Below are 23,603 nucleotides of genomic sequence, written 5' to 3'. Positions count from 1 at the left end.
CATAGGTAATGTTCGGATTCGGCAAAATCGTTTGACATTTGACATTCAACAATTATGGTATACGAATTCAAAGGATTTATTCCAGTCATTCACGAAAGCAGCTTCATTCATCCGCAGGCTGCCGTGACCGGAAATGTGATCATCGGAAAGGATGTTTATGTTGGCCCAGGCGCAGCAATTCGGGGCGATTGGGGTGGCATTGTAATAGAAGACGGTTGTAACGTTCAGGAAAATTGTACGATCCATATGTTTCCCGGCAAAGACATTACGTTGAAAGCCGGAGCGCACATCGGTCACGGAGCGATTATCCACGGCGCAAACATCGGTGCAAATTCTTTAATCGGGATGAATGCCGTGATTATGGACGACGCTGTGGTTGGCGACGAATGTATCGTGGGCGCTTTGTCTTTCGTTAAAGCAGGAATGCAAATCCCAAACCGCAAAATGGTCGTTGGAAATCCAGCCGTAGTCATCAAAGACATTAGCGATGACATGATCGAATGGAAAACCAAAGGAACCGCATTGTATCAAAAACTGCCAAGAGAATTGTATGAAACTTTAAAAGCAGTCGAACCATTGCGTGAAATCCCGGAAAACCGGCCTACGCAGGAAGCGTTTTATAAAACATTGGAGGAATTTAGGAAAAAATAGGTCGAATATCAAACGTCGAACGTCGAATGACGATGCCGACAAACTGACTTCAACCAATAAAATATTAATACAACAAAAGTCTTAACTAACGATAAATCGTTTGACATTAGACGTTCGACATTCGACATGAAAGTAGAATTTAAAATGCCCAAAATGGGCGAAAGCATTTCCGAAGCAACGATCATCAACTGGCTTAAAAATGTCGGTGATGTGGTCGATGCCGAAGAAACGATTTTAGAAGTGGCGACCGATAAAGTTGATAGTGAAGTGCCATCACCGGTTTCTGGCGTCATTACTGAAATTCGTTTTGGAAAAAATGATGTGGTGAAAGTTGGCGAAGTTCTGGCGATGATTGAAACTGATGAGAGTTCATCCGGAAAGAAAATCACAATCGGGAAAACGCAACATGTAAATCAGAAGACTCAAAAAGGGGAAAGTCTGAATAACGATCTGATTTTGAATGTTGAAGTAAAGTCGCATCAACCTGAAAACAAACAACAATTAAAATCAAATCCCGATGCATTCCTTTCTCCGCTAATCATTAGCATTGCACAAAAGGAAAATTTATCACTCGAAGAAGTGCAATCCATTCCCGGTTCAGGCGCTGAAGGCCGAATCCAGAAAAGCGATGTTTTTGATTATTTAAAAAATCGAAAATATCCAATCAAAAGTGTTTCCCAAAACAATCCGGAACTGCCAAAATCGACTTATCCAAAGCCGGTAATTCAATTTTCCGAAGGCAAAGACCGCATCGTTGAAATGGACCGCATGCGCAAAATGATCGCCGATCATATGGTGTATTCGAAACAGACTTCGCCGCACGTGACTTCGTTTATTGAAGTCGATGTAACGAATCTGGTCGATTGGCGGAATAAAAATAAAGACGCTTTTGCCGAAAAGCACAATGAAAAACTCACATTCACCCCGATTTTCGTCGATGCCGTTGCAAAGGCAATTGTCGATTTTCCGATGATCAATGTGTCTGTGGATGAAAAAAACATCATCGTTCACAAGGACATCAATATCGGAATGGCGACGGCGCTTCCAAGCGGGAATTTAATCGTTCCTGTCGTGAAAAATGCCGATCAAAAAAGTTTGGTCGAATTGGCCGCAGCCGTAAACCATCTGGCAGAAAGTTCACGCAATAACAAATTAAAACCAGACGAAGTCCAGGGCAGTACGTTTACGATTTCAAATGTCGGGACGTTTGGAAGTTTAATGGGAACGCCAATTATCAACCAGCCTGAAGTAGCGATTTTAGCACTCGGGATCATTAAAAAACGCGCTGAAGTCATCACCACTTCAACAGGTGACGAAATCGCGATTCGCAGCATGATGTATTTGTCATTGTCATTTGACCATCGCGTTGTTGACGGCTTTCTCGGCGGATCGTTCCTTCGAAAAGTGGGCGATTATTTAGAACAATTTGATATTAATACCGCAATTTAATTGCACCAAATATAAAAGTTATGTCTTACACCATTAAAGAAACCAAAGCAGCGACTTCAAGAGCAAGGGAATACGATATCAATTCGATCCCTATGGGCATTGCATTTACCGATCACATGTTCATTTGCGATTACGATAACGGCCAATGGAACAATCCGAGAATTGAACCAATGGGTTTGATACCGACGCATCCGGCAGCGATGGCGTTGCATTATGGACAGGCGATTTTTGAAGGCCTGAAAGCGACTTTAGGGAAAGACGATACGCCGTTGTTGTTCCGTCCCGAAGAAAATGCCAAACGCCTGAATTTTAGCGCAGATCGAATGGGAATGCCTGAATTTCCTGAAGATTTGTTTGTGGAAGGTTTGAAAAAACTCGTTGCAATCGAGCACAACTGGATTCCGAAAAACGAAGGCAGCGCGTTGTATTTGCGTCCGTTTATGTATGCCGATGAAGCGTTTATCGGAATGCGTGCCGCAACAAAATACAAGTTTATTATTATGGCATCGCCGGCCGGCCCGTTTTTTAGCCGTCCGATTAAATTGTATGCAGAAACCAAATATGTTCGTGCTGTAAATGGCGGAACAGGAGAAGCGAAAGCTGCCGGAAATTATGCGGCTGCGATCCGCCCGACGGAATTTGCAAAAGCAAAAGGCTACGATCAGGTGCTGTGGTTAGACGCGCAGAATTTTGAATACATTCAGGAAGTGGGCACGATGAATATTTTTTTTAAGATCGCAGGAAAGTTTGTGACGCCAAACCTGAACGGATCGGTTTTAGCCGGAATTACAAGAATGAGCGTAATCGATTTGTTGCGCGATAAAGGTTTTGAAGTCGAAGAACGTCCGATTACGATTACCGAAGTCAAAGAAGCTTCTACGAATGGAATGCTTGAAGAATCTTTTGGCGTGGGAACTGCGGTCGGAATTGCGATGGTCGAAGAAATCGGGAATATGGATTTTACAATTAAATTGCCAAAGGAAAATCCGGTTTCGAAAGATGTTCAGGACACTTTGAATAAGATCAAAACACAGCAACTCGAAGATAAATTTAGCTGGATCGTTCCGGTAGAATTGAATTCAGACGTAGAAGCTTAATTCAGCTGTTTTAGCTGAAATGCTAATTATTAGAGTAAGCCGCAGCCCGGATTGAGCCGGTATCCTTTGCGAAGTATGAGCAAAGATAAAGGCGAAAGCCGGAAATGTCTGCCAAAAAAATAAACCATTAAGACATTAAGTTACATGAAGCTAAACTTAATTTTTCTTAATTCCTTAATGGTTCAAAAAACAAAACATGGAATTGTTACAAAACACATTGAGTAAAATCATTTTAGAAAAAGCATTCTCAACGATGGCGACCGCAAAAGCGATGGCCGAATTGTATGAGGAAAACTTTAAAGTTGTGTCGAAATATGTGCATGCGACTTCACGCGGGCATGAAGCGATACAAATTGCCGTGGCGATGCAGTTGTTGCCGCAGGATTATGCATTTCCGTATTATCGTGACGATGCGATGCTGCTGGGAATTGGGATGCAGCCGTATGATTTGATGCTGCAATTGATGGCGAAAAAAGACGATCCGTTTTCTGGCGGACGAACGTATTATTGCCATCCGAGTTTGCGCGATGCGGATAAGCCTAAAATTCCGCATCAAAGTTCAGCGACTGGCATGCAGGCGATTCCGGCAACGGGCGCGGCGATGGGATTTTGGTATAAGGAAAATGTTGGGATCCAGGATGATTTGAGCGATTTGCCGGTTGTGGTTTGTTCGCTTGGCGACGCATCGGTAACTGAAGGCGAAGTAGCTGAAGCTTTTCAGATGGCGGCTTTAAAGCAATTGCCGATCTTGTATTTGGTTCAGGACAATGGCTGGGATATTTCGGCGAATGCCAAAGAAACGCGCGCGCAAAATGCGTTTGAGTATGCCAAAGGTTTTCACGGCATTGAAGCGATTTCGATTGATGGTGCTGATTTTACGGAAAGTTATTTGACGATCCAAAAAGTTTTAAAAACAATCCGGACTGAAAGACGGCCGTTTTTAGTGCATGCGAAAGTGCCGTTGCTGAACCATCATACTTCAGGAGTTCGAATGGAATGGTACCGCGATGACTTGGATGAAGCACGTTCGCGTGACCCGTATCCGGTTTTGAAACAACAGCTTTTAGATGCCGGATTTACATCTGCTGAAATAGAAAAAATAAATGGTGCTGCGGTTTCGAAAGTGCAGGAAGATTATGATAAAGCGATTCAGGCGGAAGATCCAAAGCCCGAAGATTTATTTACGCATGATTTTGCTCCAACGCCGATTACGGAAGAAAAAGGCGAACGAAATCCTGAGCGCGAAGATAAAGTTGTGATGGTAGATTGCGCGTTGTTTGCCGTTGAAGAACTGATGAAAAAACATCCGGAAGCATTGTTATACGGACAAGATGTTGGCGGACGTTTGGGAGGTGTATTTCGTGAAGCAGCAACATTGGCACAGAAATTCGGCGACGACCGTGTTTTTAATACGCCCATTCAGGAAGCATTTATCGTAGGATCGACAGTTGGCATGTCGGCTGTTGGCTTAAAGCCGATTGTTGAGGTGCAGTTTGCCGATTACATTTGGCCGGGCCTGAACCAGCTGTTTACAGAAGTGAGCCGTTCGTGTTATTTGTCGAATGGAAAATGGCCGGTGAGCATGATTTTGCGCGTTCCGATTGGCGCTTATGGCAGCGGCGGGCCGTATCATTCTTCGTCTGTGGAAAGTATACTGACGAACATTCGCGGGATCAAAATTGCATATCCAAGCAATGGCGCCGATTTAAAAGGTTTGTTGAAAGCGGCTTATTACGATCCGAATCCAGTGGTATTTTTAGAACATAAAGGTTTGTATTGGTCGAAAGTCAAAGGAACAGAAGCTGCAAGAGTGAATGAACCTAGTGAAGATTATGTGTTGCCGTTTGGCAAAGCCAATGTGGTGCAGGAAATCTGGGAACAGGAAAATGAAGAAACCATTTCGGTGATTACTTACGGAATGGGTGTGCACTGGGCTTTGAATGCGTCGGCAGATATGCAATCAAAAGTTGAGATCATTGATTTAAGGACTTTATTTCCATTGGATGAAGAAACGATTTTAAGATCGGTAAGAAAAAATAAAAAATGCCTGGTCGTGACCGAAGAGCCAACGAACAATTCTTTCGCAAGAAGTTTAGCAGGAATGATCCAGGAAAAATGCTTTAAATATCTTGATGCGCCGGTGATGGTCATCGGATCTGAAAATATGCCGGCGATTCCGTTGAATGCGACACTGGAACAAACGATGATTCCGTCGATGGGAAAAGTAAAAATGAAAATGGAAGAATTGTTGAATTATTAAATTTCGATTTTGAAAAAAATATATTTGTTGTTGAGTTTTATGTTGATGGTAAGTTGCGCTTCCGAAGAAAACCTGCCAACGGCAACGGTTAAACTTGCTGTGGTGGTTACGTCTAATGTGTTTGATGTTAAAAGTGACGGCGCTGTAGTAAATGCAAATGTTTCTGAAGAAAGCACTGCTCCTGTTACAAATCGTGGCGTTTGCTGGAGTACAGCAACAGAACCGACGGTTGGATCAAATGCAAAATCAGACGGCGAAAATGGTGGCGGCAGTTTTTCTGAGACCATCACCGGGTTGGTTCCAAACACGAATTATTATGTTCGGGCATTCGCAGAAAATAAAGCAGGGGTCAGTTATGGAAATCAGATTGCATTCAAAACCCATTTGGTGACACCGCCAGTTACTGACATTGATGGGAACGTGTATGAAACCATTCAGATCGGTTCTCAACTTTGGATGAAGGAAAATTTGAAAACAACTCGATATTGTAATGGAGATGAAATTCCGAATGTTACCGGAAATAATTGGTTTTCATTGACAAGCGGCGCATGGAGATATTATGACAACCGGTCTGAAAACAATGCAGTTTACGGAAAATTATACAATTGGTATGCAGCAACCGATGCCCGAAATGTATGTCCGTGCGACTGGCATTTGCCTACCAGGGAAGAATGGCTGGCATTGATAAATCATGTTGGATATAATGGCGGCAAGCTTAAAAGCGTAACCGGATGGAACGGTCCGAATACTGGCGCTACCAATGAAACCGGATTTACTGGACTTCCGGGAGGTTTCAGGGGATCTAGTAACCTTCTTTTTTATTTTGGAACCGAAGGTGGCTGGTGGAAAAACCATGTAAATGATGAAGCATTTGTTCTTACAAGTTTTTCGGATGGTTTGGGAAATGTTGTACTTGGGAAAACAACCGGAGCGTCTATAAGATGCATAAAGAACTAAAAAAGAGGAATTGTTGACTACAAATTTTTCTTTTCAAATAGCTTCATCATCTCAGCTGATTTTTCGAGTTGGTTGACTGATGCCAATGACTTTGCATATCGAAAATAATACATCGCTTCCAGATCGGTATTCATTGCAAACAATTCATTATACCATTTGGCAGCTGCGGCCAGGTTTCCGTTAAAAAAATATTCGTTTGCCACGCTTTTGAGCAACTTTTCAGATTTGTATCCTTTTTCTAAAACCCTTTCATAAGTAGCGATCAGGTCGATATTTACAGATGTTGGCCTTTTCTCAACAATTTCATCAATAGCTGCAGGGCTTGCAATGGCCACTTTAGCGCTTGTTCGGCTGGATTTTTGTTTTGCGTATTTCGGGGTGATAATCCTGCTGTTGTTCGGGCCTAAGTCAATAGTGCTTATCAGGCTCAAATCTGAAACGGTATACGTCGTGACTTGTGCACCGAATGACATATTGATCCGCTCTTCAACATAATAGTAAGCAACATCAGATCGATTGGCATTTACAGTTTCATTCACAGCAATTCCCTGGTATTCTTTCTGGGCAAAAGCATTTAGGAAGAAGAGATTCGTTGCGGCAATAAATAAGTATAGATTTTTCATAAGCTCAGTAGGATTTAAACTTATGACAAAGATATTGAGCCTGCTGTTTGTAGGTACTTTTTGTCTGTATACTGTTTTATAAAAACGTTTAAATACAAAAAAAGCCGCAAATGGGTTGCGGCTTTTTCAATAATTATTTCTTTTGTGGCGGATACTGTTCTAAAATCTTGGTGACAAATTCCTTAATTCTGGCATCTTTATCACCTGAATTCTGGGTCAATACGCCCTGGCCTTCACCTTGCCAGATCATTTCCTTTTTCTTGGCATCGATCAGATCGATGTACAAAGTGCCTTCAGTTGTGGTATAAACGTTTGTATTTCCACCCCAGATGTACGGATTCCAGCCGTAACCCCAGCCATAACCCCAACCGGCATTGAACTGGTTTACATTGACTTGTTCACGTGCTTTAGTGAAAATGTTAATGAGTAAATCCGGCGTTTCGCTTTTTGTAAATCCTTTTGCAGTCATGGCTTCGTCGATCGAACGCAAGATTCTCTTTTTGTCTAAGTCGGAGATTTCGACTTTGTCTATGCCGTTTTTGTAAAAAGCATACGTTTTGAACGGAGTGAAATCGACATTTTTATCGAAATCGGAAGCCACCCTGACCGACGAACACGCGCCGAGTACGAAGAGCAGCAATACAGGTAAAATTCTGATGGTTTTCATAGCTAATTTAATTTGAACATTATAATTCGTTATTCTTTTTCTCTTTGAAATTTTTGACAACTGCGATAACATTCAAAACAATGGAAGCACCTAAAAGAATGGATTTCAACAGCACATTATCAAGGAACAGGGCAACAGGAATTAATCCGGTGCCCATGATCATTAAAGTGATGCTGTTTGCTTTTTTCATTTTACAGATTGTCTAAAATGGTGTCGTCGACTAAATTTGGGATGGTCACTTTCAATAATGGCTGTGTTTCCATAGCGCGTTTGATGGCGAAAATCGCTTCATCGTTCCTGGCCCAACTTCTCCTCGAAATTCCGTTGTTCACATCCCAGAAAAGCATCGATTGCAGGCGTCTTGAAGCGTCGGCAGAGCCATCAAGAACCATACCAAATCCGCCGTTTATGACCTCGCCCCAACCCACGCCGCCGCCGTTGTGAATGCTGACCCAGGTTGCTCCGCGAAAGCTGTCGCCAATGACATTTTGGATCGCCATATCGGCAGTAAAACGCGAGCCGTCATAGATATTTGAGGTTTCGCGGTACGGTGAATCGGTTCCGGAAACGTCGTGGTGGTCGCGGCCTAAAACCACAAATCCGATGTCGTTTTTTGCAATCGCCTGGTTGAATGCTTCTGCGATTTTGATTCTTCCTTCGGCATCGGCATATAAAATCCTGGCTTGCGAGCCAACTACTAATTTGTTTTGCTGCGCGCCTTTGATCCATTGAATGTTGTCCTGCATTTGCTGCTGGATTTCTGCCGGAGCCGATTTTGCCATTTCTTCCAAAACTTCGCAGGCGATCGCATCGGTTTTAGCCAGATCTTCAGGTTTTCCCGAAGTACAAACCCATCGGAAAGGCCCAAATCCATAATCAAAACACATCGGCCCTAAAATGTCCTGAACATAACTCGGATATTTAAAATCGATGCCGTTTGGCGCGAATACATCTGCGCCGGCACGCGAAGCTTCCAATAAAAAGGCATTTCCATAATCAAAGAAATACGTTCCTTTTGCCGTATGTTTGTTGACTGCTGCTGCATGTTTTCTCAAGGTTTCCTGCACTTTTTCTTTAAATAATTCCGGGTTTTCAGCCATCATATTTTTCGCTTCTTCAAAGTCAACGTCAGCCGGATAATAACCGCCAGCCCAAGGATTGTGCAATGAAGTCTGGTCGGAACCCAAGTCGACATAAATATTTTGGGCGTCGAATTTTTCCCAAACGTCAACGATATTTCCCTGGTAAGCGATGGATACCGTTTCTTTGTTGGCTTTTGCCAATGTCACTCTTTTGACCAATACATTCAGATCGGTGACGACTTCGTCAACCCAGCCCTGCGAATGGCGCGTTTGCACAGCTTTCGGATTCACTTCGGCGCAAACGGTAATGCAGCCTGCAATGTTTCCGGCTTTGGGTTGTGCGCCGCTCATGCCGCCGAGTCCTGAAGTTACGAATAATTTGCCGTTGAGGTTTTCTTTGTTTTTTGCGATTTTTCGTCCGGCGTTTAAAACCGTAATCGTAGTGCCGTGTACGATGCCTTGCGGCCCGATATACATGTAACTTCCGGCGGTCATTTGGCCGTACTGGGTGACGCCCAGTGCATTAAATTTTTCCCAATCGTCTGTTTTGGAATAGTTTGGAATCATCATGCCGTTTGTCACGACAACACGCGGCGCATCTTTATGCGATGGATACAAACCCATTGGATGGCCGGAATAAATGGTTAAAGTTTGCTCTTCGGTCATTTCTGACAGATATTTCATCGTCAGTAAATATTGTGCCCAGTTTTGGAACACGGCGCCGTTGCCGCCATAAGTAATCAGTTCGTGCGGATGTTGCGCAACGGCATAATCGAGGTTGTTTTGGATCATCAGCATGATCGCTTTTGCCTGTTCTGATTTTCCTGGATATTCAGAAATCGGGCGGGCTTTCATTTCATATTCGGGGCGAAGCCGATACATGTAAATGCGGCCGTAAGTGTTTAATTCGGCATAGAATTCTTTTGCGAGTTCGACATGGTCTTTTGGGTCGAAATACCGAAGCGCATTGCGAAGCGCTAATTTTTTCTCGTCGGGCGAAAGGATTTCTTTGCGCTTTGGTGCATGGTTGATTTCAATTTCGTAAGGTTTCGGTTGCGGTAAAATTTCCGGAATTCCTTGCTGGATTTGTTCTTTAAATGTCATATTTTGATAGTATGATACGGTTTGTTTGCGTTAGTGATCGAGCAATTGTTTGAGCTCTTTTTTGAGCAGCGCAGCGGAGCAAAAAAAGCGAGTGCGAGAGCGCGGCCGCTTTTCGCGGAACGCCCAAATCATTCATTTTTGATTGTTCCGGTTTTTTTATCGAAGCCGTAAGGGCAATGCCTGCAACCACTTTTACAGCAATAGCCGCGTTTGAGGTGGAATTTTTCGGTGAAGCATTTGTAGCCTTCGGGCGTATAATAAAAATCTTCGCCTTCAATGGGTTTATTTTCGTTATTTTGCTCGTTCATAAGCTACAAAAATATAAACTTTAGCGCGAATGTTCCTGATTGTTTCCAAATATTTGATTCCGAAAGGTTACCGCGGCATGACCGTTTTTCCGTTTGTGATTTTGCGCGAACGCAAAGATGCGGGTTTGCCAACATTGATGAACCATGAGCGAATCCACATCAGGCAGCAGCTGGAACTTTTGATAGTGCCGTTTTTTATCTGGTATTTTTTAGAATACCTGGTCCGGCTGGTACAATATAAAGACCGGTTTTTAGCCTACCGGAATATTTGCTTTGAGCGGGAGGCTTATGCGAATGAAAGCGATTTTGAATATTTTAAACATCGGAAAACCTTTGCTTTTTTAAAATTTGTATGACTTTTTAATAACTTGTGTGGCATTTATGCAGTTGCTGTGCTAATTTTTTTTAGTTTTAGCAGCTAAATTTGTTAGTAATGCCTGTTTCATCTAAAATATACTGTTTGTTTTTCTTTTTGCTGGCGACAAAAGGGTTTGCGCAGTTGTATGTGAGCCCGAACAGCTACGTTTGCGTGAATGACAGATATATGTTTGTGACAAAAGCCGTCAACATAGCCAGCAATGCAAATATTTACCTTCGAAACGGCGGGCAGTTTTTGCAAGGTTCAACCGGAAGCTCTTTAAATACCGGAACCGGAAATTTATCTGTTTTTCAGGAAGGAACGGTGAATAATTACGCTTACAATTACTGGTGTTCACCGGTTGGAAAGGCGACAGCTGCAGTCACCGGAAACGAGGATTTTGGCATTACGCTGCTTGGACGCCCAACTTCGATTACAGCGACGACTCCGGCGCTGAATGTGAACACAGATGACGGCATCGCATCCCCATTGACGATTTCTTCAACGTGGATTTATAAATTTATTTCTTCTACCAATTATTCCCAATGGCTATACACCGGAAATGCATCTACCATAAAGGCGGGTGAAGGTTTTACGATGAAAGGCACAGGCGGGACAGATACATCTTTTTATGACAATTCGGCGGCAAACAATCCCGGAAGCGGACAGCGTTATGATTTTCGTGGAAAGCCGAATGATGGCGATATTTCGATCGCTGTCGCCAATGGAAAGTTGACGCTGACCGGAAATCCGTATCCTTCGGCGATTAATTTGCAAAATTTCCTGACAGTAGCACAAAATCCTTCGGCGGCAAATTGCACCGGAATCGCATATTTCTGGGAGCAGGACAAAACTGTCAATTCACACAATTTACTCGCGTATCGCGGCGGTTATGGTGCCTATTCTGCAGCATTGGATTTTTACCAGAAACCGGCATTTTTTGCTTCTGATGCGCTTGGAAACCCCATCGTCGGAAGTTACGGAAACGGAAACGATTACCCGAGGAAATATGCTCCGATAGGACAGGGATTCATGATCGAAGGCACGTCTAGCGGAACAGCCGTGGTCATGCAAAACAATTTCAGGGTATTTCAGAAAGAAGGCGCAACATCACATTTTGAAAAAAATACGGTTGAAAGCAATCCGTCGGCTGGAAGTGCGCTGCCTTACATCAGGCTCAATGCAAAACTCAACGGCGAAGGCGTGCGGCAAATTGCCCTTGCTTTTCATCCTGATGCAACGGATGGCATAGACCACGGGATGGATGCTTCAACAGATGCGAGCCCGATCGATATGTTGTTCCCAATTGGCGACAAGGATTATATGATTGAAGCAGTTCAGTTTGACATCAATAAGAAGATTTCTTTGGGATTCAACAATGCGTATCAAGCGGTTTTTCAGGTAATTGCTTCTGAAGTGGTGAATCTGGATCCGGAACTGCCTGTTTATCTGCATGACAAAAATGACAATTCTTATCACGACATCAAAAACGTGCCTTACGAATTTAATTTGCCCGCCGGAAAAAATACGGAGCGTTTTGAAATCACTTTTAAAAATGAAAATGTATTAGGCATTAAAAATGAAAATATTTTTGGTTTTGATGCTGTGGCAGATCATGTGAACCAACAGCTTTTGGTTTTAAATCCTAATGAAAAAACCATAGAGTCTGTCCGGTTTTATGATATTTCCGGAAAATTGATTTTTGCTAAAATGAATCCTGCGACCCAGAAAAAGCTTCAGTTTTCTACTTCGGAAATTGCTGAAGGCATTTACATTGCAAAAATTACCGCTTCAGACAATTCGGTATTCAGTAAGAAAGTGACCGTTGCCCAGAGTAAATAGGTTTACGTATTAAAATTCACGCATTTTCGGCAAATTGATTTAAGTTTGCAAGAAAAATATCGGTGGAAACGGCCAATCAAATTATTTCTTACGGATTTCAGGATGTAGCTTTGTTTATCAAACGCGAAGACCTGATCCATCCGTTCATTTCCGGAAATAAATACCGAAAACTCAAATACAACCTGCTCCGGGCAAAATCTGAAAAAAAGAAAAAACTGCTGACTTTTGGCGGTGCGTTTTCAAATCATATTGCTGCGGTTGCTTTCGCCGGAAAAGAACAAGGTCTTGAAACCATTGGCATCATCCGTGGGGAAGAACTTGCTGAAAAAGCATCTCAAAACCCGACTTTGCAATTTGCAAAAGATTGCGGTATGCAGCTCGAATTTGTTTCTCGTGCCGACTACAGGCTTAAAAGCGAAACCGGTTTTTTAGATAAACTCAGCGCCCAGTTCGGCGATTTTTACCTGATTCCCGAAGGCGGCACCAATGCTTTTGCCATCCGCGGCTGCGAAGAAATCCTGACTCAAAAAGATGCCGAATTTGATTTCATTTGCTGCGCCGTTGGAACCGGAGGAACAATTTCCGGATTGATAAGCAGCGCCAAACCCCATCAGAAAGTTTTAGGATTTCCAGCCTTAAAAGCCGACTTTTTACAAGAAGAAATTTGTAAATTTGCCCCGGACGGAAACTGGGAACTCGTAAAAGGCTATGAATTTGGAGGTTATGGAAAAATATCCGAAGAATTAATTCTTTTTATCAACGATTTTAAAGCCCGGACAAATGTTCCGCTTGACCCGGTTTATACTGGAAAGATGGCTTTTGGCGTTATAGACCTGATTCAAAAAGGCTATTTTTCCAAAGGTTCGCAGATTTTGATGATCCATACGGGCGGACTTCAGGGAATTCCTGGAATGAACAGCGTTTTAAAAAATAAAAACTTACCATTAATTGACATTTATGATTAAGAAACTCTTGCTTTTCGTATTCACAATTGTAATGATTGGCTGCAGCTCCTCAAAACCGGTTGCGAGAACTTCAAAGCCCTATAAGAAAAATACGTCTACTGCCAGCAATCAACGAAAACAACCGTCGAGACAGGTTGTCACCCGAAAACCGTCAGGCCAGGGCAGCACCGATATTAAAACGATTGAAAAAAACTACGAAGCCGCAAAAGAATCAGGGAAATCCAACGGCAAAGAAACGGTATATTCTAAAGAAGAAATCCTAGAAGCAACCACACGTGTAAAAGTAACGACTGCAATGGTTTTGGATTACATCGACCTTTACAAAGGAATCGCACAGAGCAATATGGCGCAGTATAAAATTCCGGCGAGCATCATTATCGGGCAGGGAATTTTAGAATCGGGTGCAGGAACGGGACCGTTGAGCATTTTGGCAAACAATCATTTCGGGATCAAATGCCATAAAGAATGGACAGGGCCAAGTGTCAGATACGATGATGATGAAGCGCAGGAATGTTTCAGGCAATACGATCAGCCAAGCGAATCTTATAAAGACCATGCGTTATTTTTAACGTCGAGATCGCGTTATGCTTCTTTGTTTGATCTCGATGGTGGCGATTACAAAGCATGGGCAAAAGGACTCAAAGCAGCGGGTTACGCGACTGATCCAAAATATCCGGAAAAACTCATCGGGATTATTGATCGTTATCAATTGTACCAATACGACGACCAGATGCTCGGAATTGAAAGGGCGCTGACTCCAAAAAAACAGGATCCGGTTTACACGGCATCTACTACAAGTTACAGCTCCGATGATTATCAGGTTATTAAAGGCGATACCTTGTATTCAATCTCTAAAAAATTCAACATTTCGGTTGATGACCTTCGCAGCAAAAACAACATTCAGGACAACGCGATTTCAATCGGACAAAATCTAAAAGTAAAATAATCTTATGCTATACCAAAGAAGCAGCCAGCTTTTTGCTGATGCTGAAAAAGTCATTCCCGGCGGCGTCAATTCACCCGTACGGGCTTTTAAAGGTGTGGGTGGAACACCCATTTTTGTAAAAAGTGCCAAAGGTGCCTACCTGATCGATGAAGATGGAAACCGATTGATCGATTACATAAATTCCTGGGGGCCAATGATTTTAGGACATGCTTATGAGCCGGTCGTTAACGCAATTACTGAAAAAGCGAAGTTGGGAACTTCTTTCGGAATGCCAACGCAGCTCGAAACACAAATCGCAGAACTAGCGGTTTCGATGGTTCCGAATATCGATAAAATCAGGTTTGTAAATTCAGGTACAGAAGCTTGTATGAGCGCGGTTCGTCTCGCGCGCGGATATACAAAAAGGGACAAAATCATCAAATTTGCAGGTTGTTACCACGGCCATTCGGATTCGTTTTTGATCCAGGCCGGAAGCGGCGCACTTACATTTGGAACGCCAAACAGTCCCGGCGTTACTGAAGGTACTGCAAAAGACACTTTGCTCGCAACATTCAACGACCTTCAAAATGTAGCGGATATCGTGCATTTCAATAAAGAAACAATTGCTGCGATCATCATTGAGCCTGTCGCAGGAAATATGGGCTGCATTCCGCCCGCAGCAGGTTTTTTACAAGGCTTGCGCCAATTGTGTACCAAGAACGGAATTCTATTAATCTTTGATGAAGTCATGACCGGTTTTCGTCTTGCAAAAGGCGGTGCGCAGGAATTGTACAACATTAAAGCCGATATTGTGACTTTCGGAAAAGTAATCGGTGGCGGATTGCCTGTCGGCGCTTTCGCCGCACGCGCTGAAATCATGGATTATCTGGCTCCGATCGGGCCGGTGTACCAGGCTGGGACATTGTCTGGAAATCCTTTGGCGATGGCCGCAGGCTTAGCAATGCTGCAGGCACTTGATGCTGATGCTGCAATTTTTGAAAGACTGGATCAGAAAACAGCTTATCTGGAAAAAGGCATCCGTGAAGCATTGTCAAAAAATCAAGTCGGTTTTACGGTCAACAGGGTAGGCTCGATGATATCGGTGCATTTCGATAAAAATCCCGTAACCGATCTGAAAACAGCAGCTAACGGAGACAATGAAAGTTTTAAGAAATTCTTTCACGGTTTGTTGCAGCAAGGCGTTTACATTGCGCCATCTGCTTATGAAACCTGGTTTATCACCGATGCGCTGACCTATGAAGATCTTGATTTTACAATTCGCGCTATCGATGAAGTAGCAAAAATATTATAAAAAAAATGCTTACCATTGTGGTAAGCATTTTTTATTTTAACAAATCAGCGATTTATTTTTCGCTTTTTTCCATTGCATTTTTCATTTTGCCTTTTCGCTCTGAATTCATTTTATCCCATTTGGCATATTGTTCAGGAGTCAGGATTTTTTTCATTTTGTCGAGCATGTCCTTTTTCTCGTCAAGCATTTGGCTTTCTTTTTTAAACTGCTCATCAGCGGTTGGTTTTACACCATTTACTTTATTTGCAACACGCTCTTTATGTGTGGCATCCCTTTTCTCAGTCTGCTCAGAAATCAAAACAGACATTTCTTTTTGTTGTTTTTCATTCAAGCCCAACTCAACGGTCATTCTTTTAAGTTTTAGCTCATTGCGCTGCTCTGGTGTCATTTTTTCTGTTTGCTCGCGCTTTTGTAAAGGAGCTGTTTTTTCCTGCGCAAAAGAGGCCATTCCAACCATCAGTAATGCAGCCATAAATAAATTTTTCATACTTCTATTTTTAAGTTAATGCCGTTAAGACAAGATAAATTTTAAAAAGTTTAAAGCTAAGCAAATTTTGTGTTCAAATTAACATCAGGAATAATTTTTTTGTGTTTTAATTCAGATCCGTATAATAAAAAAGGCTGCCTTTTTCAGACAACCTTCATTTTTTTAAGTACAGCAAATTTTATCCGGCATATTCAACAGTTTTCCTGTCACCGTCAACCGTTACTTTTACAAGTCCGTGTTTCGAAAGGCCTTTCATCGCAGCGTCCCATTTTTTTCCGCTTAAAGCAGATGAGACTTTGAGCATGCCCAGATCCATAGCATTGTTATTGTCAGATTGCAATAAGGCCACGATCAATTTTTCATCTTCGGTCAGTTCGATTGCCGTTTGTTTTTTCTCGGGGCGCATTTGCGGGAAAAACAACACTTCCTGAATCGATGCATTGTTCGTTAAAAACATGATCAAACGATCCATTCCGATGCCAAGCCCTGATGTAGGTGGCATTCCGTATTCTAGTGAACGAAGGAAATCTTCGTCTATAAATTGCGTCGCTTCGTCATCGCCTTTTTCAGATAAGGTCAGTTGGTGTTCGAAACGTTCCCGCTGGTCAATCGGGTCGTTCAATTCTGAATATGCATTGGCGACTTCTTTTCCGCAGATCATTAATTCAAAACGTTCTGTCAGTTCGGGATTGTTGCGGTGTTGTTTGCAAAGCGGACTCATTTCTTTCGGATAATCCGTAATGAAAGTCGGCTGGATAAAATTCCCTTCGCATTTCGCCCCGAAAATTTCATCGATCAGTTTTCCTTTCCCCATCGTTCCGTTTACATCGATACCCATTCCGCGTGCGGCTTCAAACAATTCTTCTTCAGTTTTCCCTGAAATGTCAAAACCCGTGTATTGTTTGATTGCATCGGTCATCGTCACGCGTGCATACGGCGCTTTAAAATCGACGTGGTGTTCGCCAAAAGTCACTTCGGTCGTACCGTTTACTGCAAGCGCGCAATGTTCGAGCAGGTTTTCGGTGAATTTCATCATCCAGTTGTAGTCTTTGTAGGCTACATATATTTCCATCGCGGTAAATTCTGGGTTGTGCGTGCGATCCATTCCTTCGTTTCTGAAGTTTTTGGAAAACTCATACACACCGTCAAAACCACCAACAATCAGTCTTTTCAAATACAATTCATTTGCAATTCTCATGTATAGCGGAATGTCAAGCGAATTGTGGTGCGTCACAAACGGACGCGCTGCCGCTCCGCCGGGAATTGGCTGTAAAACCGGAGTTTCGACTTCAAGATAACCTTTGTCGTTGAAAAATCCGCGCATCGCATTGAACAGTTTCGTCCTTTTAATAAACGTTTCTTTTACGTGGTCGTTTACCGTGAGGTCGACATAACGCCTGCGGTATCTTTGCTCAGGATCTGAAAACGCATCATGAATCTTTCCGTCAGCATCTGTTTTTACAACAGGAAGTGGCTTTAAAGCTTTCGCCAATACATTCAATTCATAGACGTGAATCGAAATTTCACCTACTTTTGTTTTGAAAACTTTGCCTCGGATTCCGATAAAATCGCCAATGTCAAGCAGTTTTTTGAATACCACTTTATACATCGTTTTGGCTTCATCCGTAGAAATATCATCGCGCGTGATGTAAAGCTGGATGCGGCCTTCCGAATCTTTCAGTTCGGCAAAAGACGCATTTCCCATGTCGCGGTTCGACATCATTCTTCCGGCCAGAACCACTTCCTTACCGTCAAACTTCTCGAAATTTTCCAAAATGTCTTTTGAATGCGCCGTAGTCACAAATTCGTTCGCCGGATAAGGTTCGATGCCAAGGTCGCGCAATTTGGTGAGCGCTTCCCTGCGGAGGATTTCCTGTTCTGATAATGCCATTGTAATGTATGATTTTAAGAGCGCAAAGATAGTATTTATGTTTGAAAGTGCAAGGCGGCGGCAATACGCAAAAAAGCCCCGCATTTTCATACGGAGCCTTTCCAAACGCAACAATCAATGAAAAATTTTTATTTGAGATCCTGGTTTTTTTTGCGATTGAAAACCCAGAAAATAATCGGGAATACGAGCAGGGTCAAAACGGTTGCCGTAATCAGTCCGCCGATAATGACAATGGCAAGCGGTTTTTGGGATTCCGATCCGATACCGTTTGAAAGCGCGGCAGGCAACAATCCGATCGATGCCATTAGTGCCGTCATGACAACCGGCCGCGTCCTGATTTTTACAGCTTCGGTAATCGACTCGTTCAGCGACAATTTTTCTTTTAGGTTTTTATGGAATTCGGTAATCAAGATCACGCCGTTCTGGATGCAGATTCCGAGCAAGGCAATGAATCCGACACCGGCAGAAATCCCGAAGTTCATTCCGGTTATATGCAGCGCTATGATGCCGCCGATGATGGCAAACGGAACATTCGCCAACACCAGCAACGAATCTTTGATGTTTCCAAACAACACAAAAAGCAGCACAAATATCCCAATTAAACTAATTGGAACAACTTGCCCGAGCCTTCCTGTTGCCCGAACCTGATTTTCAAATTCGCCTGTCCAGCCCACTTTGTAACCGTTTGGCAATTGCATGTTTTTAGTGACTTTTTGCTGTGCTTCGTCAATCGTACTCCCCAAATCGCGTCCGCGCACCGAGAATTTTACGCCAATAAATCGCTTCGTATCGTCACGATAAATAAATGCCGGGCCGGTAATTTTCTTGATTGCGGCAATTTCTTTAATCGGGATTTTTGTTCCAGAAAGCGTGGGCACTTTAAGGTTCGACATGTCGTTTTCATCTTTCCGGTAATCTTTAGCATAACGCACACGGACATCGAATTTTTTCTCGCCTTCGTATTTTTGTGTGGCTGTTTTTCCTCCGAAAGCCATTTCGAGTACGGCTTGAGCGTCGGCTAAAGTAACGCCATAAGCAGCCATTTTTTCGCGGCCTAAAATCACACTGACTTCCGGCTGGCCGATATTCCGGATGATGCCAACATCTTCCATTCCTTTAATGTCTTTAATTTGGGCGATCATTTTTGAGGCGAGTTCGTCGAGTTTGCCCAAATCGTCCCCATAAATTTTTACCGCATTCGCTGCTTTGATTCCGGCGGTAGCTTCGGCAACATTATCAATAATCGGTTGTGAATAATTGTAGGTAATGCCCTGGTAGTTTTTGAGTTTTGCATCCATTTCAGCAATGATGGCATCGACGGTTTTTCCATGCAATTCACTTTGCGGTTTCAAATCGACCTGAAACTGTACGAAATTGAATCCGTTAGGATCAGTTCCGTCATTTGACCGTCCTTCCTGCGACAAGACTTTGACGACTTCGGGGAAAGTCATCAGGTCTTTGCGCAGTTTGTTCGCCACGGTGACACTTTCGGGCTGGGAATAACTCATCGGCAATTCGGCTGTGATCCAGAGCGCGCCTTCATTGAGCTGTGGCAGGAATTCGGTTCCGAGAAATTTCCCTGAAGCAAAAGTCAATACGACAAAAACCATTGAGATGATCAGCGTTTTTTGCTTGTTCCTAAACGTGAAAGCAAATCCTTTTTCAACGGTCTTATCCCAGAAATTCACAAACGGATTGTGCTTTTCGCGGACGTTTTTATTCAGCAGCAAATGCGCCATAACGGGAACAAGGGTCAGCGTGAAAATCAATGCGCCAAGCAGCGCAAAGCCAAGTGTGTAGGCGAGTGGCGAGAACATTTTGCCTTCGACTTTCTGGAACGCAAAAATCGGTAGTAAAGCGGTAATGATAATTAATTTGGAAAAAAATATCGCTTTTCCCATTTCGGCACCGGTTTTTTTAATGACGCTTCCAATGGCGAGTTTGTTGTAGGCTTCCATGCCTTTTTTCTTCGCCAGATGGTCTAATGTTACGAAAATCCCTTCGACCATAACAACCGCACCGTCAATGATAATTCCGAAATCTACTGCGCCAAGCGACAATAAATTGGCAGTCATGCCTTTCATTTTCAGACAGAAAAAAGCAAATAGCAACGACAGCGGAATGATGATCGCAACGGTCAAAGTCGTACGCCAATCGGCCATGAATAAAAATACGATCACGGTTACCAGAATAATTCCTTCGAGCAGGTTGTGCATGACGGTTTCGGTCGTAAAATTCATCAGGTTGTCACGATCGTAAAAAGTCACCATTTTGACATCCGAAGGCAAAACCGTACTGTTGAGTTCTTTGATTTTTTCTTTGACTTTTGCCAACACTTCCTGCGGATTTTCGCCTTTTCGCATGATGACAATGCCTTCGACTACATCGTCGTTATTGTTGAGTCCGGTTTGACCGACACGCGGATAAGCACTTTCTGAAACATCGGCGAGATTTTTGACCAAAACCGGATTTCCGCCTGCATCTTTAACGATAATATTTTCAATATCCTGCTGCGATCCGAGCAATCCGACACCGCGAACGACATAAGCCTGGCCGTTTTTTTCGATGACGTCGCCGCCAACATTCAGGTTGCTTTTATTCACCGCATCGAAAACTTCGAGCGGCGTGATGTCATATTTGGAGAGCCGGTTTGGATCGGCGCTGATCTCATATGTTTTTTCCTGTCCGCCAAACGCAGCAATATCTGCAACTCCGGGAACGGCACGCAATTGCCGGTCGATGACCCAGTTTTGAAGTGTCAATAAATCCCGGGTGTCGCGGTCTTTGCTTTGCAGCGTATACCGGAAAATTTCCCCTGTCGGGCCGTAAGGCGGCTGCACTTCAGGGTCGATATCGTCGGGAAGCGAAACCGTTTGGAGTTGGTTGTTGACTTGCTGGCGCGCGAAAAAATCATCAACATCGTCATCGAAAATAATCTTGATGACCGACAATCCAAACATCGTTACGCTGCGCACGCTCGTTTTTTTCTGTACCGAATTCATCGCAACCTCAATTGGCGTCGTTACAAAACGCTCGATTTCTTCGGCACTTCGGCCGTTCCATTGCGTGACGATCACGATTTGCGTGTTGGTCACATCGGGAAACGCTTCAATCGGCATATTTTTAAACGAAATGAATCCGCAAACCGCAATGACAAACACCCAAAAAAAGGTGAATGCTTTGTTTTTCAGCGAAAAAGAAATAATATTCCTAATAAACTTGTTCATAATTTAATCGTTTAGCGCATCATAAACCAACAACTGGTTTTGTGTCATTACTTTTTCATTTTCGGTCAGGCCGAACGAAATGTAGGCCATATTTCCAACCTGGCGGAACACTTCAACCTGCCGCGTTTCAATGTTGTTTCGGTCTTTGTAGATCATGACATAATTTTTTGATTTGTCGAAAATGATCGCCGATGCCGGGATTGCCAGCATCTTTTTATCATTTTCAGTATAAGACAATCTGATGTTCGCGCGCATTTCAGGTTTGAGGATAAATCCCGGATTGCCGAGCTTGATCAGCACTTTCATCGCCTTAGTTTCAGGATCGATAATGTTGAAGATCTTATCGACTTTTCCATTAAAAACTTTGTCAGGATAACTCAATGTGGTCACCGATGCGCTTTCGCCTTGCTTTACACGGTTGATGTCGCTTTCATTGACGTTTGCGACTACTGTAACTTCATCGATTTCGGCGATGTCAAAAATATTATCGCTGCGGTCGTTTCGCAAAAGCATGTCCTGGTTGATCTTTTTTTCGACAATAAAACCGTTTAGGGGCGAACGCACTTCGTAAATCGCACCGGTTTTGATGTTGTAAATTTTGTATGTTTCCTGAATGCGCTGCAATTGCGATTTGGCTTTGTCGCATTGGCTTTTCGCTTCGAGTACGTCGCGCTCAGAATTCAATTTGCCTTCAAACAATTCCTGTGCAACTTTCAGGTTGTTCTTCGAAACGATGGCGTCGTTTTGCGCGTCTTCAAGCTGTTTTTCGAAATCGGCTACTTCAGTGCTTCTGATCGTTGCGAGCAATTGCCCTTTTTTGACGTAATCGCCGAGTTCGACAAAAACCTTTGAAACGTTTCCGCCAACAACCGGATAGACTTCGATCGTTTTATTGTTGTCGGCTGTAATTTTTCCGTAGAAAGTGTCTTCGGTTTTGAGCGGCTGGAATGTTGCGGTTTCGGTTTTTGTCGTTTCAAGCATTTTGTCGCTCAGTACGAAAGTTGCCTTGATTTCAGGTTTAATGTCGGGTTTGCACGAGCATAAAAGCGCGGTTGTGGCAAGGATTGCGATGTATTTCATCTTAGAAAAGATTGGTGTTTGTAATGTGGTTTAAAGTTTCTCCGGACAAAATCAACTGCTTGTAGATTTCATTGATCTGGAGGTTGCTTTGATTATAGCTTTCCATAAAATCGGTAAATTCGAATAGTGAAATGTTGCGTTTCTGGAAGTTGAACAACACGCCTTTGTAAACCGTTTCGAGATTCTGGCAGGCTGATTCTTTGAGGTTTTCAGATTCCGACTGCTGGATTTTCCAAATGTTGTAAGCGCTTTCGATATTGCTTTTCAGCAAGTTGGATTGAAATTCGGCTTTGGCTTTGGTTTCGCCCAATTGCGCTTCGGCGATTTTGATGTTCCCTTTGTTTTTATTCCATAACGGCAGCGGAATTCCGAGTGTAACATTGACCTGATCGTGAAAAGCACCGCTGTTTTGATCGTAAGCCATTCCCGCGGTAATGTCTGGAACCGACAGCGCTTTCTGCCATTTTACGGCAATTTGCTGCGCTTCGATATTTTTCTGGGCAATCAGGAATTCGGGGTTTTTTTCTTTGGCCAAAGCCAATAATTCGTCCTTTTTAAACTTTTCGGTTTTGAAGTTTTGAACGATTTCTTTTTCGTTGATTGATGGCGTAATGATGCCGTCGATTCCGGTAAGGAAATTCAGGTTTTGCCTTTCCGAAGTGTTGTTCCGGATGATCTCAATGCGGTCGTTTTTGAGGTTCAGCACCAAAGATTGCAGCCGTACCACGTCGCCCAACGGAATATTTCCTTTATCGGCCTGGACTTCATAAGATTTTAAAAGTGCTTCAATCTGGCTGATCTGCAATTCGATTGCGGCGATTTTCTTGTTATCGAAGTAAACGGAATAAAAACTTCGGTGCAGTTGGCCTTTCAGGTTGAAAAGCAATTCCTCAAACTGCAATCCGGCGATTTCGGCATTGGTTTTTGCAAACCGGATCTCGTTTTTCTTCTTTCCGCCAAGGTAAATCAGCTGTTCAACTGCAAAGAATTTTTGGCCATTCGTGCCAATGTCAAAATAGCGACGGGCTTCAGGATTATAAGCATTGACGTCAGCAGTAACGACAGGTTGTTCCCAGATTTTTGCCTGGATAATTCCGGCTTGCGCGGCAGAAATATTGTATTGTTGGGCAAGCAGTTGCAAGTTGTTTTTCTGCAGTGCGTCGTCGCAGTCTTTGAGTGTGAAGTTTTGCTGTGCGACGGCAATTCCGAAACAGAAGAACGCAACGATTAGACATTTGATTTTCATCTTTGGACTTTTTAGTCTGCAAAGATTCGGGCGGCCAACTTAAATTTGGCTTTAAGCCGACCTTAAAAAAAA

General features: G+C 43.1%; 20 protein-coding genes. 10 read left to right on the top strand and 10 right to left on the bottom strand.

What is annotated here, in order from left to right:
- Positions 1 to 54: 54 nt before the first annotated feature.
- From BLS32_RS00285 to BLS32_RS00265, 5 genes are all read left to right on the top strand, one after another.
- Entirely contained in the window at positions 55 to 651 is a 597-nt protein-coding gene (locus BLS32_RS00285; RefSeq protein ID WP_091391322.1) for an acyltransferase, read from the top strand.
- 126 nt (positions 652 to 777) lie between these two features.
- Complete coding sequence (locus BLS32_RS00280) at positions 778 to 2,100, top strand: dihydrolipoamide acetyltransferase family protein (RefSeq protein ID WP_091391321.1); 1,323 nt, start codon at positions 778 to 780, stop codon at positions 2,098 to 2,100.
- Between the two features lie 20 nt (positions 2,101 to 2,120).
- Entirely contained in the window at positions 2,121 to 3,197 is a 1,077-nt protein-coding gene (locus BLS32_RS00275; protein ID WP_091391320.1) for a branched-chain amino acid aminotransferase, read from the top strand.
- Between the two features lie 196 nt (positions 3,198 to 3,393).
- Positions 3,394 to 5,457 carry an alpha-ketoacid dehydrogenase subunit alpha/beta gene (locus BLS32_RS00270; protein ID WP_091391319.1) on the top strand — a complete coding sequence of 688 codons (2,064 nt, stop codon included), beginning with the start codon at positions 3,394 to 3,396 and terminating at the stop codon, positions 5,455 to 5,457.
- Between the two features lie 9 nt (positions 5,458 to 5,466).
- On the top strand, positions 5,467 to 6,414 hold the full coding sequence (locus BLS32_RS00265) for an FISUMP domain-containing protein (RefSeq protein WP_139171664.1): 948 nt from the start codon (positions 5,467 to 5,469) through the stop codon (positions 6,412 to 6,414).
- A 17-nt stretch (positions 6,415 to 6,431) separates the two neighbouring features.
- On the opposite strand, the gene BLS32_RS00260 is transcribed toward BLS32_RS00265, so the two are convergent.
- From BLS32_RS00260 to BLS32_RS00245, 5 genes are all read right to left on the bottom strand, one after another.
- A complete protein-coding gene (locus BLS32_RS00260) occupies positions 6,432 to 7,037 on the bottom strand; it encodes a hypothetical protein (RefSeq protein ID WP_091391317.1) in 606 nt (201 codons plus the stop codon).
- Between the two features lie 133 nt (positions 7,038 to 7,170).
- Positions 7,171 to 7,704 carry a DUF4136 domain-containing protein gene (locus BLS32_RS00255; protein WP_091391316.1) on the bottom strand — a complete coding sequence of 178 codons (534 nt, stop codon included), beginning with the start codon at positions 7,702 to 7,704 and terminating at the stop codon, positions 7,171 to 7,173.
- 19 nt (positions 7,705 to 7,723) lie between these two features.
- Entirely contained in the window at positions 7,724 to 7,894 is a 171-nt protein-coding gene (locus BLS32_RS18375; protein WP_170227495.1) for a hypothetical protein, read from the bottom strand.
- Position 7,895: 1 nt separating this feature from the next.
- A complete protein-coding gene (locus BLS32_RS00250; protein WP_091391315.1) occupies positions 7,896 to 9,890 on the bottom strand; it encodes a urocanate hydratase in 1,995 nt (664 codons plus the stop codon).
- 128 nt (positions 9,891 to 10,018) lie between these two features.
- On the bottom strand, positions 10,019 to 10,198 hold the full coding sequence (locus BLS32_RS00245; protein ID WP_091391314.1) for a C1orf53 family protein: 180 nt from the start codon (positions 10,196 to 10,198) through the stop codon (positions 10,019 to 10,021).
- Between the two features lie 29 nt (positions 10,199 to 10,227).
- Between BLS32_RS00245 and BLS32_RS00240 the strand changes: the two genes are divergently transcribed.
- The 5 genes from BLS32_RS00240 (at position 10,228) to hemL (ending at position 15,600) form a co-directional block, all read left to right on the top strand.
- Positions 10,228 to 10,554, top strand: coding sequence for a hypothetical protein (locus BLS32_RS00240; RefSeq protein WP_091391313.1), 327 nt, complete (start codon positions 10,228 to 10,230; stop codon positions 10,552 to 10,554).
- A gap of 77 nt (positions 10,555 to 10,631) precedes the next feature.
- Positions 10,632 to 12,398: a T9SS type A sorting domain-containing protein gene (locus BLS32_RS00235; protein ID WP_091391312.1), complete on the top strand. Its 1,767-nt coding sequence runs from the start codon at positions 10,632 to 10,634 to the stop codon at positions 12,396 to 12,398.
- Between the two features lie 62 nt (positions 12,399 to 12,460).
- Positions 12,461 to 13,363 carry a 1-aminocyclopropane-1-carboxylate deaminase/D-cysteine desulfhydrase gene (locus BLS32_RS00230; protein WP_245699292.1) on the top strand — a complete coding sequence of 301 codons (903 nt, stop codon included), beginning with the start codon at positions 12,461 to 12,463 and terminating at the stop codon, positions 13,361 to 13,363.
- Complete coding sequence (locus BLS32_RS00225) at positions 13,356 to 14,309, top strand: glucosaminidase domain-containing protein (protein ID WP_091391310.1); 954 nt, start codon at positions 13,356 to 13,358, stop codon at positions 14,307 to 14,309. Before BLS32_RS00230 ends, BLS32_RS00225 begins: the two co-directional genes overlap by 8 nt.
- Before the next feature lie 4 nt (positions 14,310 to 14,313).
- Positions 14,314 to 15,600 carry a glutamate-1-semialdehyde 2,1-aminomutase gene (gene hemL, locus BLS32_RS00220; protein WP_091391309.1) on the top strand — a complete coding sequence of 429 codons (1,287 nt, stop codon included), beginning with the start codon at positions 14,314 to 14,316 and terminating at the stop codon, positions 15,598 to 15,600.
- A 52-nt stretch (positions 15,601 to 15,652) separates the two neighbouring features.
- Here hemL and BLS32_RS00215 read toward each other — a convergent pair whose 3' ends face one another.
- From BLS32_RS00215 to BLS32_RS00195, 5 genes are all read right to left on the bottom strand, one after another.
- A complete protein-coding gene (locus tag BLS32_RS00215; protein ID WP_091391308.1) occupies positions 15,653 to 16,087 on the bottom strand; it encodes a Spy/CpxP family protein refolding chaperone in 435 nt (144 codons plus the stop codon).
- A 178-nt stretch (positions 16,088 to 16,265) separates the two neighbouring features.
- The gene (gene lysS, locus BLS32_RS00210) at positions 16,266 to 17,978 is read right to left on the bottom strand and encodes a lysine--tRNA ligase (RefSeq protein ID WP_091392303.1); all 1,713 of its coding nucleotides are present in this window, start codon (positions 17,976 to 17,978) and stop codon (positions 16,266 to 16,268) included.
- A 128-nt stretch (positions 17,979 to 18,106) separates the two neighbouring features.
- Positions 18,107 to 21,205 (bottom strand): efflux RND transporter permease subunit, encoded by a 3,099-nt coding sequence (locus BLS32_RS00205; protein WP_091391307.1) that lies wholly within the window; start codon positions 21,203 to 21,205, stop codon positions 18,107 to 18,109.
- 3 nt (positions 21,206 to 21,208) lie between these two features.
- Positions 21,209 to 22,285 (bottom strand): efflux RND transporter periplasmic adaptor subunit, encoded by a 1,077-nt coding sequence (locus BLS32_RS00200; RefSeq protein ID WP_091391306.1) that lies wholly within the window; start codon positions 22,283 to 22,285, stop codon positions 21,209 to 21,211.
- A gap of 1 nt (position 22,286) precedes the next feature.
- Positions 22,287 to 23,531, bottom strand: a complete 1,245-nt coding sequence (locus BLS32_RS00195) for a TolC family protein (protein WP_091391305.1) — start codon at positions 23,529 to 23,531, stop codon at positions 22,287 to 22,289.
- Positions 23,532 to 23,603: the final 72 nt, after the last annotated feature.

Source organism: Flavobacterium noncentrifugens, assembly GCF_900100375.1.
GTDB classification, from domain to species: Bacteria; Bacteroidota; Bacteroidia; order Flavobacteriales; family Flavobacteriaceae; genus Flavobacterium; species Flavobacterium noncentrifugens.
The sequence above is the reverse complement of the archived record's forward strand: the minus strand, read 5'-3'. Positions and strand labels throughout refer to the sequence as shown.